Here is a 16,706-nt window from a genome sequence, read left to right on the forward strand (position 1 = left end):
GCCGGACGTCACTCCGCCCAGGCGAGGAGGCGCGACAGACCCCACGTCGTGACGATGCGCGACGCCGGCACCCCGGCGCGCTCCGCACGTTCGGCGCCGTGGTCCAGCAGGGAGAGCTGTCCGGGAGCGTGCGCGTCGGAGTCGATCGAGAAGAGGCATCCGGCCTCGAGCGCGATCGCGATGAGCTCGTCCGGCGGGTCCTGACGCTCGGGGCGCGAGTTGATCTCGACCGCCACCCCGTTCTCCGCGCACGCCGCGAACACCGCGGCGGCATCGAAGGCCGAGGGCGGGCGCGTGCCCCGGTCGCCCTGGACGAGCCGGCCGGTGCAGTGTCCGAGGACGTTCACCCGAGGATGCGAGACGGCCGCGATCATCCGCGCGGTCATCGCCCGTCCGTCCATGCGGAGCTTGGAATGCACCGAGGCGACGACGATGTCCAGGTCCGCGAGGAGGGCGTCCTCCTGATCGAGCGCTCCGTCTTCCAGGATGTCCACCTCGATGCCGGCGAGCAGTGTGAAGCCGTCCCCCGACTGCGCCCGCACCTGCGGGATCTGCTCGCGGAGCCGCTCCGCCGACAGCCCTCGCGCCACACGGAGGCGTGGAGAGTGGTCGGTGATGGCCTGGTACTCGTGGCCCTGCGCGCGGGCGGCAGCGGCCATCACCTGGATGGACGTCGTCCCGTCCGACCACTCGGTGTGGGCGTGCAGGTCTCCGCGCAGCTTCCCGCGGAGCACCGACACCTTCTCCGGTTCGACGTCGCCGCGGAGCTCCACGAGGTACTCCGGCACCTCACCGGCCTGCGCCTGGCGGATGACGGCGAAGGTCGACTCCCCGATGCCCTTGGCTGCGCGGAGACGCGTCGGGTCGCCCTGCACGTCGGACGGAAGATCCTGGAACGTGGCAGCCGCCTGGCGGAACGCCTTGGCCCGGTAGCGCGACGCCCGCTCGCGCTCCAGCAGCGAAGCGATCTCGAGCAGCGCGTCGACCGGGTCCATGCTCACTCCTTCGGCGCGGCCAGCTCGCGACTGACGCCGATCCACTGATCCAGCTTGGCCAGCGCGCGCCCGTCGTCCACTGCGGCGGACGCACGGGCGAGCGCATCGCGGAGCCGCTCGAGGATCGGCCGCTGCACCTGGGTCGCGTCCTGCGACAGCTCGAAGGCGACGATGCCGGCAGCGGCGTTGAGGAGCACGATGTCCCGTACCGGCCCCTGCTCCCCCGCGAGCGTCCGGCGGAGGATCTCGGCGTTGTGGGCGGGAGAGCCGCCGATGAGGTCGGAGAGGTCGGCGAGCGGGATGCCGAGGTCACGGGGATCGAGGTCGTGCTCGTGGATGTCTCCACGGGTGACCTCCCAGATGCGGCTGTGCCCGGTGGTCGTGAGCTCGTCGAGGCCGTCGTCGCCGCGGAAGACCAGCGCCGTCGCTCCCCGGGTGCGGAAGACGCCGGTGATCAGCGGGACGCGCTCCATCTGGGCGACACCGACCGCGTTCGCCTCGGCACGCGCGGGGTTGCAGAGCGGGCCGAGCATGTTGAACACCGTAGGAACGCCGAGCTGCGACCGCACGGCACCGGCGTGCATGAACCCGGGGTGGAACGCCCCCGCCCAGGCGAAGGTGATGCCCGTCCGGTCGAGGATCGAGGCGACCGCCGCGGGGTCGAGGGAGAGCTCGAGGCCGAGTGCACCGAGGACGTCGGAGGAGCCCGAGGCCGAGCTCGCGGCGCGATTGCCGTGCTTGACAACGGGGATGCCTGTGGCACCGATGATGACGGCGGCCGTCGTCGACACGTTCACCGTCCCGACGCGGTCGCGCCCGTGCCCACGATGTCCAGCACGTTCGGCGAGACCGGCAGAGGCACGGCCGCCTCGAGAATCGCGTCGCGGAAGCCGACGATCTCATCGATCGTCTCCCCCTTCGCCCGCAGAGCGACGAGGAATCCGGCGAGCTGCGCCTCGGAGACGTCGCCCTTCATGATCTGGCGCATGGCCCACGTCGACTCCCACACGCTGAGGTCGCGACGCTCCAGGAGAGAGGTGAGCACATCGGACCAGGTCAGGGAATCAGCCATGTGTGCGATCCTATCGGCGCGGAGAAAACGTGCAGATCGATCCGGGCGAGCGCGCAGCCCGCGGAAGAGCGACGTTTCCCGCGTATTCACCGGGTATTCGCAGTGTTTTCTTAGGGTCCCCTAAGTCCTCGACGGGCGAATCGAGGGGCGCGGGTGCAAGAATCACGCCCGCGGATCGGCCATAATGGAGGGGTGACGACCTCAGCGACGTATGCCCCGGCGGCGAGAACCATCAAGCGGCCCAACCCGGTAGCTGTCGGCACCATTGTGTGGCTCGGCAGCGAGGTGATGTTCTTCGCGGGACTCTTCGCGATCTACTTCACCCTCCGCAGCACTTCCCCCGAGCTGTGGGCCGACCGTACCGAGCTCCTGAACGTGCCGTTCGCGGCAGTGAACACGGCGATCCTCGTGCTCTCCTCGTTCACCTGCCAGATGGGCGTGTTCGCGGCCGAAGACCTGCAGCCGTACAAGATCGGCAAGGGCCAGAAGAACGGCGCCGGCCGCCGTCGCCTGTTCGGCTGGGGCATGGTCGAGTGGTTCTTCCTCACCTTCGCCCTCGGCGCGATCTTCGTGTCCGGCCAGGTGTGGGAGTACGCCCAGCTCGTCGCAGAGGGCATGCCCATCCAGGCGGACTCGTACGCCTCGGCGTTCTACCTCACCACCGGCTTCCACGCCCTCCACGTCACCGGCGGACTCGTCGCGTTCCTCCTGGTGATCGGCCGCGCGTACGCCGTCAAGAACTTCCGGCACAAGGAGGCGACCTCCTCGATCGTGGTGTCCTACTACTGGCACTTCGTCGACGTCGTCTGGATCGTGCTGTTCTTCGTTATCTACTTCCTGAAATAAGAGCGGAGCTGATCCCCGAGATGGCACGAGAGAAGAAGCGCCGTTCGAGCGGTCGTCGCAGCCCACTGGCGGCGGCCGCGCTCATCGGAGCAGGCCTCATGATCACCGGCGCGGTGTACGCGGGTGCGACCGCGGCATTCGCCGCCAACGACGCCCCCACGGCATCGACGCAGCTGACGGTCGAGGACGGCGAGAAGCTGTTCACGGCGAACTGCGCCACCTGCCACGGCCTCGACCTGGAGGGCACCCCCAACGGCCCGAGCCTCTACGGCGTCGGCGAGCTGGCGGTGGAGTTCCAGGTGTCGACCGGCCGCATGCCGCTGCAGATGCAGGGACCGCAGGCTCCGCAGAAGGAGCCGCAGTTCACCGAGGAGCAGATCCTCGCGATGGCGGCCTACGTGCAGTCCGAGGCCCCCGGCCCGACGTACCCCGCTGACGAGATCATCGACGGCGAGGGCGACGTGGCGCACGGCGCCGAGCTCTTCCGCGTCAACTGCGCGATGTGCCACAACGTGGCCGCCGCCGGTGGCGCTCTCACCGAGGGCAAGTACGCTCCGGCCATCACGGAGACCAGCGCACTGCACATCTACGCGGCCATGGTCACCGGCCCGCAGAACATGCCGGTCTTCGGCGACATGAACCTGTCCGACGAGGACAAGCGCGACATCATCTCGGCTCTGCTCTTCCAGCAGCAGTCCGTCCAGATCGGCGGCTTCTCCCTCGGCTCGCTCGGACCGGTCTCCGAAGGCCTGTTCGTGTGGATCTTCGGTATCGGCGCTCTGGTCGCCATCACCGTGTGGATCACGGCGAAGTCCAACTGACGCTTATTCATCGAAGAGGAACGTACGAGGAGCACCATGGCACACGACGACGACTCGCAGGCTCTTGACAGGGCCTACCAGCCCTCTCCGGGGCTGGGTGTCGCAGTCAGCGATCCCGTGCAGAACCCCGGGCTTCCGCCGCACCGCGAGCGGATGACCGACAAGGACCCGCGCGCCGAGAAGGCCGCCGTCCGCACCGTCTACACGCTGTTCTACCTGTCGCTCGCCGGCAGCATCTGGGCGGTCGCCGCCTACATGCTGTTCCCGATCGAGAGCGGCGCTCTCATCGACATCCGTCAGAACAACCTCTTCATCGGTCTCGGCATCGCGCTCGCGCTGCTGGCCTTGGGCATCGGCGCGATCCACTGGTCGAAGGCCCTCATGTCCGACAAGGAGCACGTCGAGCTCCGCCACCCCACCCGGGGCAAGGACTCGACGCGTGAGGCGGCCATCAAGGCCTTCGCCGACGCCAACGAGGAGTCCGGCTTCGGTCGCCGCACGATGATCCGCAACTCGCTGTTCGCGGCGATCGTCGCGTCGATCATCCCCGGTGTGACGCTGTTCCGTGGCCTCGCCCCGCACTCCACGCCGGACGACCCCACCGCGGGCGACCCGGTCGCGCTGCTGAAGCACACGATGTGGGATGAGGGCATGCGCCTCGTCCGCGACCCCGACGGCACCCCCATCCGTGCCGCCGACGTCACGCTCGGCTCCGCTTTCCACGTGATCCCGGAGGACCTCGCGGAGCTCGGTCACGATGAGGGCTACCTCGAGGAGAAGGCCAAGGCCATCGTGCTGATGATGCGCCTCCGCCCGGAGCAGCTCATCGAGGCCGAGGACCGCAAGGACTGGTCCTACGACGGCATCGTCGCCTACTCCAAGGTCTGCACGCACGTCGGCTGCCCCGTCGCGCTGTACGAGCAGCAGACCCACCACCTGCTGTGCCCGTGCCACCAGTCGCAGTTCGACGTCACGGACCACGCGAAGGTCATCTTCGGCCCGGCCGCTCGGCCGCTGCCTCAGCTGCCCATCACCGTGGACGACGAGGGCTACCTCATCGCACGCAGCGACTTCACCGAACCCGTCGGCCCGAGCTTCTGGGAGCGCCATTGAGCACCGCAACGCTGTCCAAGGACGAGAAGGACACCAAGGCGCCTCTCGGCGGCCGCTTCGTCGGTGCCGCGTCGAACTACATCGATGAGCGCACGAGCCTCTCCGGCTTCGTCAAGGAGCTCGGTCGCAAGATCTTCCCCGACCACTGGTCGTTCATGCTCGGTGAGATCGCGCTCTGGAGCTTCGTCGTCGTGTTCCTCTCCGGAACCTTCCTGACGTTCTTCTTCCAGGCGTCGATGGTGGAGACCCACTACACCGGCGCCTACGCCCCCATGCGCGGTATCGCGATGTCCTCGGCTCTCGAGTCGACGCTGCACATCTCGTTCGACCTCCGCGGTGGCCTCCTGGTCCGCCAGATCCACCACTGGGCCGCGCTCGTCTTCATCGCCGGCATCGGCGTGCACATGCTGCGCGTGTTCTTCACGGGCGCGTTCCGCAAGCCGCGCGAGCTGAACTGGGTGATCGGCTTCGTGCTGTTCATCCTCGCGATGGCCGAGGGCTTCACCGGCTACTCGCTCCCCGACGACCTGCTCTCGGGCAACGGTCTGCGCATCATCGACGGCATGATCAAGGGTCTCCCCCTGATCGGCACCTGGACCTCCTTCCTCCTCTTCGGCGGCGAGTTCCCGGGCACCGACATCGTGGGACGCCTCTACACCCTGCACATCCTGCTGCTCCCGATGCTGGTGATCGCCTTCATCGCGGTGCACCTGATGCTCATGATCATCAACAAGCACACGCAGTTCGCCGGCCCCGGCCGCACGAACGACAACGTCGTGGGCTACCCGATGATGCCGGTCTACATGTCCAAGATGGGCGGCTACCTGTTCATCGTCTTCGGCACCATCGTGCTGATCGCGACGTTCTTCCAGATCAACCCGATCTGGAACTACGGCCCCTACGACCCCTCCCCCGTCTCGGCCGGTACGCAGCCGGACTGGTACATCGGGTTCGCGGACGGCGCGCTGCGTCTGGCCCCGTCGAACTGGGACATCGTGTTCCTCGACCACACCTGGTCGTTCGGAATCCTGGCCCCGGTCGCCGTGCTCGGTCTGTTCATCGTCATCGTCGCGATCTACCCGTTCATCGAGGCGTGGGTCACGGGCGACAAGCGCGAGCACCACATCGCCCAGCGTCCGCGCAACGCGGCCACCCGCACCGCGATCGGCGTCGCCGGCGTCATCTTCTACGCAGTCCTGTGGGCGGCGGCCTCGTCCGACCTCATCGCCACGCACTTCATGCTCACCATGGAAGGCGTCATCCACACGCTGCAGGCGCTGCTGTTCCTGGGCCCGATCATCGGCTACTTCGTCACGAAGCGCATCTGCATCGCGCTCCAGAAGAAGGACCGTGAGATCGTCCTGCACGGCTTCGAGTCCGGACGCATCGTCCGCCTCCCCGGCGGCGAGTTCATCGAGGTGCACCAGCCGGTCGACGTCTACGACCGCTGGAAGCTCATCGACGTCGACGGCTACGAGCCGCTGGTCGTCCGCCCGAACGCCAAGGGCCGCATCCCGTGGACGGAGAACCTCCGTTCTGCGATGTCCCGCTGGTTCTTCGAGGACCGTCTCGCCCCGCTCACGCAGGCCGAGATCGACGCCGCGGATGCGCACCAGCATCACGTCACTACGGGGAACGAGGAGGCGGAGGCCGCCGAGATCCAGGGCGCTCACGAGCGTGCCGGGTTCCCGGACGCGCCGCTCACGGTCGACGAGACGCACGTCGACGAAACGCCGAACACGCCCAGCACGGTGATCTCGACCGAGCCCGTCAAAAAGCCTCGGAAGAAGAAGTCGGAGGACGACGAGTAGTCGTCACTCCCCTTCGATGAAGGCCCCGTCCGTTCGGACGGGGCCTTCATCGTTCTCCCCTGATGAGAGGATCGTCTCATGTCTTCGGTCGTCCGCCTGCTCCGTGCTCCCCTCCTCGCCGACGCCCCCTACGCGTACGCCGCCACCGCCCCCGCTGACGCGCGTCTGGTCTTCCTGGCCGGAGCCTGCCCGTTGGAGGACGATGGGACGACCACCGCCCCCGGAGACTACGCCGCTCAGGCGGCTCGGTGTGTCGAGACGCTGCAGGGCGCGCTCACGGCTGCCGGCGCCACTCTGACGGATGTCATCAGCACGCGGGTCCTGGTGGCCTCCTCCGCGCAGCGGGACCTCATCACGGCCTGGGACGTCATCCACGCCGCGTTCGGGCCTCACGACGTCCCCAGCACCCTCCTCGGCGTGACTGTCCTCGGCTACGACGACCAGCTCGTCGAGATCGAGGCGGTCGCCGCTCTGCCCGCGGACCGTGCATGACCACCCTCATCCGACACGCGACGGATCAGGACCATGCCGTCCTGGAGGAGATCGAGCGCGCCGCTGACAGCCTTCTGACCGATCGCTTCGGTGCCGAGGACTGGCCCCCGCCGTCGACAGCCGACGACCGGCGGCGCGCCGAGGGATTCGTCCTGGTGGCCACCTACTCCCCTACGGCGGAGGCTGCCCGCGGACTCGAGGTGCCGGTCGGGTTCGTGCAGGTGCTGGAGGGGCCCGGGTACGCCCATCTGGAGCAGCTGTCCGTCCACCCCGCCTCCGCTCGCCGCGGTATCGGTCGCGCGCTCGTCATGGCGGCCCAGGAGGAGTCCCGCCGTCGGGGCCGATCGCAGCTCACGCTGCGCACCTACGCGGACGTCCCCTGGAACGCCCCTTTCTACTCCCGCTGCGGCTTCACGGAGTCCACGCCGGACACCGACTTCCTCCGTGAGCTCGTCGCCGTCGAAGAGCGTCTGGGCGTGACCCGGTACGGACGGCGGATCCAGATGACCGCGGCGCTCTGACCGGCTACGACGGCAGGATTCGCGCGACGCACGACGGTATCCCTCGGTCGTCGGCGCCCGCGCATCCCTAGTCTGGGCTCATGATCGATCGCCTCGACTACTTCGCCGCCCGACTCGCCTTCGAGACCGACCCCAGCGACGTGCACGCCGACCGTGCCGCCGGCCACGCACTGGTCGTCGTCGACGTCCGCTCGAGCGAGGCATTCGCCCAAGGCCGCGTGTCCGGCGCGCTCCACATGCCTCACAGCGAGATCGCGCACCGTGCCCCGGAGGAGATCCCGGCGGATGCCGAGGTCGTCGTCTACTGCTGGAGTCCCGGATGCAACGGCGGTGTCCGCGGGGCGCTCGAGTTCGCTCGTCTCGGCTATCGCGTGCGCGAGATGATCGGCGGTTTCGAGTACTGGGCCCGCGAGGGATATCCCGTCGAAGACGCCGAGGGTGTGCACCACCGTCCCGTCGACCCGCTGACCGGAATCCCCCGCATCCGCACCCGCGTGTGAGCGGATCGCAGGAACGACGAAGGCCCCCGGAGTGATCCGGGGGCCTTCGTGGTGTGAGGAGACTCAGCGGGCGAAGTTGCCGCGGTAGTACTCGTAGACCCAGCCGACGATCGCGACCACGAAGATCGCGAGACCGATCGGGAGCAGGAAGTGACCGACCGCCAGGCCGACGACGAACACTCCCGCCGAAGCCGCGAGCACCAGCGGCCACCAGGACCACGGGCTGAACTCGCCGAGCTCGGGGTCACCGTCGTCGATGTCCGACGTGAGGATGTCCTCGGGCAGCTCACCGTTCTGCGCCTTGTGCGTCCGGTCGAGGTAGAAGGCGACCATCGCGCCCATGAAGGCCGAGAAGAACAGGGCGACGGTACCGACCCACTCGACCTGGTTCACCAGCGGAAGCCCGGGGTGAGCCAGGATGTTCCAGCCCGTGTAGACGACGCCGACGAGGGCGAAGAACGCGGTCAGGACCCACCAGATGATGACGTTGTCGCGCATGGCTCAGTGGCCCTCTCGCTCGCCGGGTGCGGTGGTCGCGAACTCCGCGGCCTCCGGGTGGTTCAGGTCGAACGCCGGGCGCTCGCTGCGGATGCGCGGGATCGACGTGAAGTTGTGCCGCGGCGGCGGGCACGAGGTCGCCCACTCCAGCGAGGCACCGTAGCCCCAGGGGTCGTTCACGGTGACCTTCGGCGCCTTCCGCGCCGTGATCCAGACGTTCAGGAAGAACGGCAGCATCGAGGCGCCGAGGATGATCGCACCGATCGTCGAGACCTGGTTCTGCCACGTCCAGCCGTCCGCCGCGGAGTAGTCCGCGTAGCGACGCACCATGCCGTCGACACCGAGCCAGTGCTGGATGAGGAAGGTCATGTGGAAGCCGATGAACAGCATCCAGAAGTGCACGTAGCCGAGGCGCTCGTTCAGCATGCGACCCGTCCACTTCGGCCACCAGAAGTAGAAGCCGGCGAACATCGCGAACACGACCGTGCCGAACACCACGTAGTGGAAGTGCGCCACGACGAAGTAGCTGTCGCTGAGGTGGAAGTCCAGCGGCGGGGCCGCGAGGATCACACCGGTGAGGCCACCGAAGACGAACGACACGAGGAAGCCGAGCGAGAACACCATCGGGGTCTCGAACGTCACCGAGCCGCGCCAGAGCGTGCCGATCCAGTTGAAGATCTTCACACCCGTGGGCACCGCGATGAGCATCGTCATCAGGGCGAAGAACGGCAGCAGCACGGAGCCGGTGACGTACATGTGGTGCGCCCACACGGCGACGGACAGGGCCGCGATCGCGATCGTCGCGTAGACCAGGGTCTTGTACCCGAAGATCGGCTTGCGGCTGAACACCGGGAAGATCTCCGAGACGATGCCGAAGAACGGCAGCGCGATGATGTAGACCTCGGGGTGGCCGAAGAACCAGAAGAGGTGCTGCCAGAGCAGGACACCGCCGTTGGCCGGGTCGTAGATGTGCGCACCGAGCACGCGGTCGGCGGCGGCGGCGAAGATCGCCGCGGCCAGCACCGGGAAGGCCATCAGGATCAGGAGGCTGGTGATGAGCGTGTTCCAGCTGAAGATCGGCATGCGCCACATCGTCATGCCCGGGGCACGCATCGTGATGATCGTCGTGATGAAGTTCACCGCACCGAGGATGGTACCGAAGCCCGAGATGCCGAGACCGAGCATCCAGAGGTTTCCGCCCGCTCCTGGCGAGAACGACGCGTTGGCCAAGGGCTGATACGCGAACCAGCCGAACGAGGCCGCACCCTGCGGGGTGAGGAAGCCGGCGACCGCGATGGTCGAGCCGAACAGGAACAGCCAGAAGGCGAAGGCGTTCAGACGCGGGAAGGCGACGTCCGGCGCACCGATCTGCAGCGGCAGGATCGCGTTCGCGAAGCCGGCGAACAGCGGCGTCGCGAACATCAGCAGCATGATCGTGCCGTGCATCGTGAACAGCTGGTTGTACTGCTCCTTGGTCGGGACGATCTGCATCCCCGGAGCGAACAGCTCGGCACGGATCACCAGCGCCATCACGCCACCCAGAAGGAAGAACATCACCGAGGCGATGAGGTACATGTACCCGATCGTCTTGTGGTCCGTGGAGGTGATCCACTTGACGACGATGTTGCCCTTCTGCTCGACGCGGGAGGAGCTCATCAGAGCAGCCTGGCGCGCGGGCAGGGTGGTGGGACGGGAGCGAGGTGCCTCGTCGGTGCGAGGAGCTTCAGTGGTCGACATGGCTTACTCCTCTCCTTCCTCGGTGTCGGTCTTCCCGGAGGTGCCGGGGAGGTTCGAGAGACGGTCGTACGCGTCGGTGATGTCCCCGGTGTTGCCCTCTTCCTCGAGCGTCTCGAGGTAGGCGGCGTACTCATCCTGCGAGACGACCTTCACGTTGAAGAGCATCATCGAGTGGTACTCGCCGCAGAGCTCGGCGCACTTGCCGGCGTACTCGCCCTCGCGGGTGGGGATGAAGGACCAGGAGTTGTCCTTCCCGATGAACATGTCCTTCTTGTAGAGGAAGTCGATGATCCAGAAGGAGTGGATGACGTCGCGCGACTGGAGGTTGATGGTGACCTTCTGGTCGACCGGCAGCACCAGGGTCGGCAGCTCCGCCTGGTCGATGTTGCCTTCCGCGTCGGGCTGGGCCTGGATGCCCATGGTCCACACGGTGTCTTCCTCGGTCTCGCCGTTGTACTGGAAGTCCCACGCCCACTGCTTGGCGATCGCGGTGATCTCGACGTCGGGGTCGTCCCACTTCGTCTCGATCTCGGTCTGGTCGCGAGCCGTGAAGAAGAACATGCCCAGCACGAGGATGAGCGGCACGATCGTGTAGAAGATCTCGATCGGCATGTTGTAGCGCATCTGCACCGGGAGGCCGGTCTGGCCCTTGCGGCGGCGATACGCGATCGCAGCCCAGGCCATGAGGCTCCAGGTGACGACACCCACCGCGAGGAGCACGATCCAGGAGTTCACCCAGAGGGACGACACGCGCTCCGTCTGGTTGGTTGCTGCCGGACCACCATCCACGAAGCCCGGAAGAAAGCCGTTCAGCTCGGTGGGAGTACATCCCGCCAGAGCCACAGCTGCCACAACTCCCACAGGGAGTGCGGCCCAACGAAGGCGGCGTTTCGAGGGCACGATGCACCTTTCAGATCGCGGACAAGGCATGTCCAAGTCTAGAGCAACCTCACACCTGATTCATGCCAACCATGCAGGTTGAGAAGCGGAACGGCCGCCGCCACGGGACGTGACGGCGGCCGTTCGCGGGAAGAACGTGTCAGTGGAAGCTGTCGCCGCAGGCGCAGCTGCCCGCCGCGTTCGGGTTGTCGATGGTGAAGCCCTGCTCCGAGATGGTGTCCTTGAAGTCGATCGAGGCGCCGTCGAGGTAGGGAACACTCATGTTGTCGACGATGACCTCGACACCGTCGAAGTCGACGGTCTCGTCGCCTTCGAGGTAGCGCTCGTCGAAGTAGAGCTGGTAGATCAGGCCCGAGCAGCCGCCGGGCTGCACGGCGACACGCAGCCGGAGGTCGTCCCGGCCCTCCTGCTCGAGAAGGTTCTTCACCTTCGTGGCGGCGGCGTCCGTCAGCTTGACGCCGTGTGCGCGGGTGGTCTCTGCGGACAGGGTGGTGTCGCTCATGTCGCTCCTCGTGACGGGGCCGGGTACGTGCTCTTCGACGATTCTACCGCCGGTGCGGACGGAAGGCTCAGATCTCCCGCGCGTTCATGCGGGCGAGGAGCAGGGCCTCGGTCGCCACGGCATGCCGGAAGGTGTCGAGATGCAGAGACTCGTTCGGGCTGTGCGCGCGGGAGTGCGGATCCTCCACGCCCGTCACGAGGATCTGCGCCTCCGGGAACTCGCGCACGAGGTCGGCGATGAACGGGATCGACCCGCCGACGCCCAGGTCCACCGGAGCGACCCCGTACCCGTCGCGCATCGCGTCGCGGGTGAGGGTGACCGCCCACCCGCTCGTGTCCACGAGGAAGGGGTTGCCGAGGTCGACGTCCGAGAAGGTCAGCTCGGCGCCGAACGGGGCGTGGGCGCGGAGGTGCCGCTCGAGAGCCTCGTAGGCCTCCTGGCCGGACTGTCCGGGGGCGACACGTGCGCTGATGACCACGGTCACCTCCGGGAGCAGCGTGTTCGACGCCGCCGCGACGCTCGTCGCATCGATGCCGATCACGGTGACGGAGGGCTTGTTCCAGATGCGACTGAGGATCGTGCCGTCGCCGATGGGCGTCGTCCCCGGGAGGAGCCCGGCCTCGTCGCGCAGCGTCTCCTCGGTGTACTCGGGTGTCTCGGCGTCCCGAGCGGTCATGCCCTCGACCGCGACGGAGCCGTCCTCGTTCCACAGCGTGGCGAGGAGACGCACGGTCGCCATCATCGCGTCGGGCACCGCGCCACCGAACATCCCGGAGTGGGACGCGTGGTCGAGCGTGCGCACCTTCAGGGTGAAGCGTGCGTTGCCGCGGAGGGAGACGGTCAGGCCCGGCGTGACGGAGTCCCAGTTGCCCGAGTCCGCGACGACGATCGCGTCGGCGCGGAGGGCGTCCTTGTTGTCGGAGAGGAATTGCGCGAATGACCGCGAACCGTACTCCTCCTCCCCCTCGACGAACATCGCGATCCCGAGGTCGAGGTCGTCGCCGAGCACGTCGGCGACCGCGCGGATCGCGCCGATGTGTGCCATGATGCCGGCCTTGTCGTCCGCGGCGCCGCGTCCGTACAGGCGGCCGTCACGCACCGTCGGCTCGAACGGCGGCGTCTCCCACAGGGCGTCCTCCCCCGGAGGCTGCACGTCGTGGTGGGCGTAGAGGAGGATCGTCGGCTTCCCGTTGCGTGCCGCGCGCGTCGCGAGGACGGCGGGCTGGCCCTGCTCGTCGGTGCCGGGGATGTCGGCACGGAGCACCCTCACCTCGTCGAAGACACCGGTGCCGCGCGCGAGCGTGGCGACGGCGTCGGCGCTGCGCTCGAGCTGCGTCTGGTCGAAGGCCGGCCAGGCCATGCCGGGAATGCGCACGAGGTTCCCGAGGTCCGACAGCGCGGACGGGATACCGGTGGCGACTGCTTCGAGGACGGCGGCGTCGGACTCGCTGGGAAGTGCAGGTGAGGTCATGCGAGTAATCTTAAGGCGACCCACCCCAGCGAACCGAGGAACCTCGTGGCCACTACCCCCGCCTCCCCTTCGACGAACGACGACGCCCCCCAGACGCCTGCCGTCGGCAAGGGACGCGCGACGCCGACCCGCGCCGAGCAGGAGGCCGCCCGCCGCCGCCCCCTCGTGGCGAACACGAAGGAGGCCAAGGCTGCGGCCCGCGCCGAGCTCAACGAGCGCCGCGCGAAGGCACAGGCCGGCATGGCCGCCGGTGAGGAGAAGTACCTCCCCGCGCGCGACAAGGGCCCGCAGCGTCGGTGGGTGCGCGACTACGTCGATGCCGGCTGGCACCCCGCCGAGTTCGTCATGGGCGTCATGGTCCTCGTCATCCTGGCCTCGCTGCTGCCGACGAACATGATGATCTCGTTCTACGCGTACCTGTTCATGATGGCGTACCTCGTGATCGCGATCGGCGGCATGATCCTCCTCGGCATGCGGGTCAAGCGCAAGGCGGCCGCGAAGTTCGGCAAGGACCGCGTCGAGAAGGGTCTCGGCTGGTACGCCGGCATGCGGGCGCTGCAGATGCGCTTCATGCGCCTGCCCAAGCCGCAGGTCAAGCGCGGGCAGTACCCCGACTGACCAGTCCGCGGTTGATCTCGCGGCCCCAGAACGGGCCGCGGTAGAGGAACGCCGTGTAGCCCTGGACCAGGGTCGCCCCGGCATCCAGACGCTCCTGCACGTCGGCGGCCGTCTCCACACCGCCCACCGCGATCACGCAGAAGTCCTCCGGCACCGCCGCACGGACGACCCGGAGCACCTCCAGCGACCGCTGCTTGAGCGGAGCCCCGGAAAGCCCCCCGGCGCCGGCCGCTTCGACCACGGCCGCATCGGTCCGCAGGCCGTCACGGCTGATCGTCGTGTTGTGGGCGATGATCCCCGCGAGCCCTTCGTCGACGGCGAGCCGCGCGATCGCGGTGATCTCGTCGTCCGGCAGATCGGGGGCGATCTTCACGAGCAGCGGGGTGGACCCGGCCGCGTCGCGGACGGCGCGCAGCAGCGGCGCCAGGGTCTCGACCGCCTGCAGGCCCCGCAGCCCTGGGGTGTTCGGCGACGAGACGTTGACCGCGAGATAGTCGGCGAGCGGAGCGAGTCTGGTGGCAGAGGCGACGTAGTCGGCGACCGCGTCCTCGACGTCCACCACGCGGCTCTTGCCGATGTTCACGCCGATCACCGTGTCCGGCGCGCCGCGGCGGAGCCGGGCGAGGCGGCGGGCTGCGGCATCCGCGCCCCGGTTGTTGAAGCCCATGCGGTTGATGACCGCCCGGTCCTCGACCAGCCGGAACAGGCGCGGCTTCGGGTTGCCCTCCTGCGGGACTGCCGTGATCGTGCCGACCTCGACGTGGCCGAAGCCGAGCGCCGCGAGTCCGCGGACCCCGACGGCGTTCTTGTCGAACCCGGCTGCGACGCCGAACGGGGACGGGAACGTGAGCCCGAGGGCCTCGACCCGCAGCGAGGGGTCCGGCCGGGTCATCGCACGGGTGGCACACGAGAACGGCGGCACACCGAGGACGCGGATCACCGCCATGCCTGCGTGGTGGGCGAACTCGGGGTCGAAGCGCGAGAGGACGGCGCGGAAGAGCAGCGGATACATCCCTGCCAGATTACCGGTCCGCCGCCTCCGCCTTCGCGTGGTCGGCCCGGAGGTCGCTGATCGCGGACTCGAAGTCCTCGAGCGAGTCGAACGCCTGGTAGACGCTCGCGAAGCGGAGGAAGGCGACCTCGTCGAGCTCACGCAGCGGGCCGAGGATGGCGAGGCCGATCTCGTTCGTGTCGAGCTGGGAGACCCCCGTCTGCCGGACCGCCTCCTCCACGCGCTGAGCGAGGATCGCCAGGTCCGCCTCCGTCACGGGCCGCCCCTGGCAGGCCTTCCGGACACCGGAGATGACCTTCTCCCTGCTGAAGGGCTCCATGACGCCCGAGCGCTTGATGACGTTCAGGCTCGCGGTCTCCGTCGTCGAGAACCGTCCGCCGCATTCCGGACACTGACGACGCCGACGGATGGACAGACCGTCGTCGCTGGTGCGCGAGTCGATGACGCGCGAATCGGGGTGACGGCAGAAGGGGCAGTGCATCTGACAGATCCTACGCGGTGAAACGGGCCTCGATCGCCTCGCCGTGGGCGGGGAGCACCTCGGTGTCGGCCAATGCGACCACGCCCTCCCGGACCGCAGCCAGAGCGGCACGGTCGTACGAGACGACCTGCTGCGGGCGGAGGAACGTGTAGGCGCCCAGGCCCGGGGCGTAGCGCGCCTGCCCTCCGGTGGGCAGGACGTGGTTGCTCCCGGCCATGTAGTCGCCGAGGCTGACCGGGGTCTGATCGCCGACGAAGACGGCACCGGCGCTCGTGAACGCGGCTGCCGCCTCCTCCGCATCCGCGAGGTGCAGTTCCAGGTGCTCCGGGGCATACGCGTTGCTGAACGCGACAGCCATCGCCCGATCGTCCACGAGCACGATCGCCGACTGCGGTCCGGACAGTGCGGCCGCGACGCGCTCGCTGTGCCGCGTGCGCCCCGCCTGCCGTTCGACCTCTCCCCTGACCTGCTCCGCGATCTCCGCGGAGTCCGTCACGAGGACGGCAGAGGCCTGCTCGTCGTGCTCGGCCTGGCTCACGAGGTCGGCGGCGATGAGCCGCGGGTCGGACGTGGCGTCCGCGACGACGAGGATCTCGGTGGCCCCGGCTTCGGAGTCGGTGCCGACCACGCCCGCGACGGCGCGCTTCGCGGAGGCGACGTAGTTGTTGCCCGGTCCGGACACGACGTCGACGGGATCGAGTCCCAAGCTCCCGACGCCGTAGGCGAGGGCTCCGATGGCTCCGGCTCCGCCCATGGCGTAGACCTCGGAGACCCCGAGCAGCGCGGCCGCAGCCAGGATGGTCGGGTGCACGCGGCCGTCCTCATCCGCCTGCGGTGGCGAGGCGAGGGCGATCTGCTGCACCCCGGCGACCTGCGCGGGCACGACGTTCATGACGACGCTCGACGGGTAGACGGCCTTGCCGCCGGGGATGTAGACCCCGACGCGGGAGACCGGCTGCCAGCGCTGCGTGATGGTCGCGCCGTCGCCGAAACGTGTGACCTGCGGGGCCGGCACCTGCGCGGCCGACGCCGATCGCACGCGTCGGATCGCCTCCTCCAGGGCCGCGCGCACTGTGGGGGCCAGCCCCTCCAGAGCTTCCTGGAGGTGGGACGCGGGCACCCGCACCGCGTGGCCGGTGACGCGGTCGAAGCGCTCCGCCTGCTCGCGGAGGGCCTCCTCGCCGCGCTCCCGGACATCGTCGACGAGACGCGCGGCGGTGTCCAGAGCCTCGGCCCGCGCCTGAGTCGCGCGCGGGACGGCCGCGAGCATGTCGGCGGGCGAGAGCTCGCGCCCCCGCAGATCGATCGTGCGCATG

At 68.5% G+C, this 16,706-nt stretch carries 17 protein-coding genes and 1 pseudogene; 8 read left to right on the plus strand and 10 right to left on the minus strand.

Translation table 11 applies throughout. The annotated features are described in order from the left end of the window. Positions 1–8: 8 nt before the first annotated feature. Both AC2W7E_RS03440 and trpD read right to left on the minus strand, forming a co-directional pair. A complete protein-coding gene (locus AC2W7E_RS03440; RefSeq protein WP_485988530.1) occupies positions 9–995 on the minus strand; it encodes a PHP domain-containing protein in 987 nt (328 codons plus the stop codon). 2 nt (positions 996–997) lie between these two features. Then, a pseudogene (gene trpD / locus AC2W7E_RS03445) lies at positions 998–2,067 on the minus strand (anthranilate phosphoribosyltransferase). 192 nt (positions 2,068–2,259) lie between these two features. Between trpD and ctaE the strand changes: the two are divergent. From ctaE to AC2W7E_RS03480, 7 genes are all read left to right on the plus strand, one after another. Next, a complete protein-coding gene (gene ctaE / locus AC2W7E_RS03450) occupies positions 2,260–2,913 on the plus strand; it encodes an aa3-type cytochrome oxidase subunit III (RefSeq protein ID WP_025105057.1) in 654 nt (217 codons plus the stop codon). 20 nt (positions 2,914–2,933) lie between these two features. Continuing rightward, positions 2,934–3,734, plus strand: coding sequence for a cytochrome bc1 complex diheme cytochrome c subunit (gene qcrC, locus AC2W7E_RS03455; protein WP_025105058.1), 801 nt, complete (start codon positions 2,934–2,936; stop codon positions 3,732–3,734). A gap of 36 nt (positions 3,735–3,770) precedes the next feature. Beyond that, positions 3,771–4,847, plus strand: a complete 1,077-nt coding sequence (qcrA, locus tag AC2W7E_RS03460; protein ID WP_025105059.1) for a cytochrome bc1 complex Rieske iron-sulfur subunit — start codon at positions 3,771–3,773, stop codon at positions 4,845–4,847. Continuing rightward, on the plus strand, positions 4,844–6,658 hold the full coding sequence (gene qcrB / locus AC2W7E_RS03465; protein WP_485988531.1) for a cytochrome bc1 complex cytochrome b subunit: 1,815 nt from the start codon (positions 4,844–4,846) through the stop codon (positions 6,656–6,658). The genes qcrA and qcrB overlap by 4 nt, the downstream gene beginning before the upstream one ends. A gap of 78 nt (positions 6,659–6,736) precedes the next feature. After that, positions 6,737–7,150 (plus strand): RidA family protein, encoded by a 414-nt coding sequence (locus AC2W7E_RS03470; RefSeq protein WP_366215486.1) that lies wholly within the window; start codon positions 6,737–6,739, stop codon positions 7,148–7,150. After that, complete coding sequence (locus AC2W7E_RS03475) at positions 7,147–7,671, plus strand: GNAT family N-acetyltransferase (RefSeq protein WP_485988532.1); 525 nt, start codon at positions 7,147–7,149, stop codon at positions 7,669–7,671. Before AC2W7E_RS03470 ends, AC2W7E_RS03475 begins: the two co-directional genes overlap by 4 nt. A gap of 80 nt (positions 7,672–7,751) precedes the next feature. After that, positions 7,752–8,171: a rhodanese-like domain-containing protein gene (locus AC2W7E_RS03480; protein ID WP_485988533.1), complete on the plus strand. Its 420-nt coding sequence runs from the start codon at positions 7,752–7,754 to the stop codon at positions 8,169–8,171. Positions 8,172–8,234: 63 nt separating this feature from the next. On the opposite strand, the gene AC2W7E_RS03485 is transcribed toward AC2W7E_RS03480, so the two are convergent. From AC2W7E_RS03485 to AC2W7E_RS03505, 5 genes are all read right to left on the minus strand, one after another. Further along, positions 8,235–8,669: a cytochrome c oxidase subunit 4 gene (locus AC2W7E_RS03485; protein ID WP_126892922.1), complete on the minus strand. Its 435-nt coding sequence runs from the start codon at positions 8,667–8,669 to the stop codon at positions 8,235–8,237. 3 nt (positions 8,670–8,672) lie between these two features. After that, on the minus strand, positions 8,673–10,406 hold the full coding sequence (ctaD, locus tag AC2W7E_RS03490; protein ID WP_371513639.1) for an aa3-type cytochrome oxidase subunit I: 1,734 nt from the start codon (positions 10,404–10,406) through the stop codon (positions 8,673–8,675). A gap of 3 nt (positions 10,407–10,409) precedes the next feature. After that, complete coding sequence (ctaC, locus tag AC2W7E_RS03495) at positions 10,410–11,336, minus strand: aa3-type cytochrome oxidase subunit II (RefSeq protein WP_062634011.1); 927 nt, start codon at positions 11,334–11,336, stop codon at positions 10,410–10,412. A gap of 109 nt (positions 11,337–11,445) precedes the next feature. Then, complete coding sequence (erpA, locus tag AC2W7E_RS03500) at positions 11,446–11,808, minus strand: iron-sulfur cluster insertion protein ErpA (RefSeq protein ID WP_025105067.1); 363 nt, start codon at positions 11,806–11,808, stop codon at positions 11,446–11,448. Positions 11,809–11,875: 67 nt separating this feature from the next. Then, on the minus strand, positions 11,876–13,279 hold the full coding sequence (locus tag AC2W7E_RS03505) for a dipeptidase (protein ID WP_025105068.1): 1,404 nt from the start codon (positions 13,277–13,279) through the stop codon (positions 11,876–11,878). A 45-nt stretch (positions 13,280–13,324) separates the two neighbouring features. Between AC2W7E_RS03505 and AC2W7E_RS03510 the strand changes: the two genes are divergently transcribed. Beyond that, positions 13,325–13,897, plus strand: a complete 573-nt coding sequence (locus AC2W7E_RS03510) for a DUF3043 domain-containing protein (protein ID WP_060921218.1) — start codon at positions 13,325–13,327, stop codon at positions 13,895–13,897. Here the strand turns inward: AC2W7E_RS03510 and AC2W7E_RS03515 are convergent. Genes AC2W7E_RS03515 through hisD form a run of 3 tightly spaced genes read right to left on the minus strand, consistent with a single transcriptional unit; the run spans position 13,872 to position 16,705 of the window. After that, the gene (locus AC2W7E_RS03515; protein WP_485988534.1) at positions 13,872–14,909 is read right to left on the minus strand and encodes a quinone-dependent dihydroorotate dehydrogenase; all 1,038 of its coding nucleotides are present in this window, start codon (positions 14,907–14,909) and stop codon (positions 13,872–13,874) included. The two genes, AC2W7E_RS03510 and AC2W7E_RS03515, sit on opposite strands and share 26 nt — an antisense overlap. Positions 14,910–14,919: 10 nt before the next feature. Continuing rightward, entirely contained in the window at positions 14,920–15,390 is a 471-nt protein-coding gene (nrdR, locus tag AC2W7E_RS03520; RefSeq protein ID WP_025105071.1) for a transcriptional regulator NrdR, read from the minus strand. Positions 15,391–15,400: 10 nt separating this feature from the next. Next, positions 15,401–16,705, minus strand: a complete 1,305-nt coding sequence (gene hisD / locus AC2W7E_RS03525) for a histidinol dehydrogenase (protein WP_485988535.1) — start codon at positions 16,703–16,705, stop codon at positions 15,401–15,403. Position 16,706: the final 1 nt, after the last annotated feature.

This window comes from Microbacterium sp. CFSPD4_SD4, from assembly GCF_057364585.1.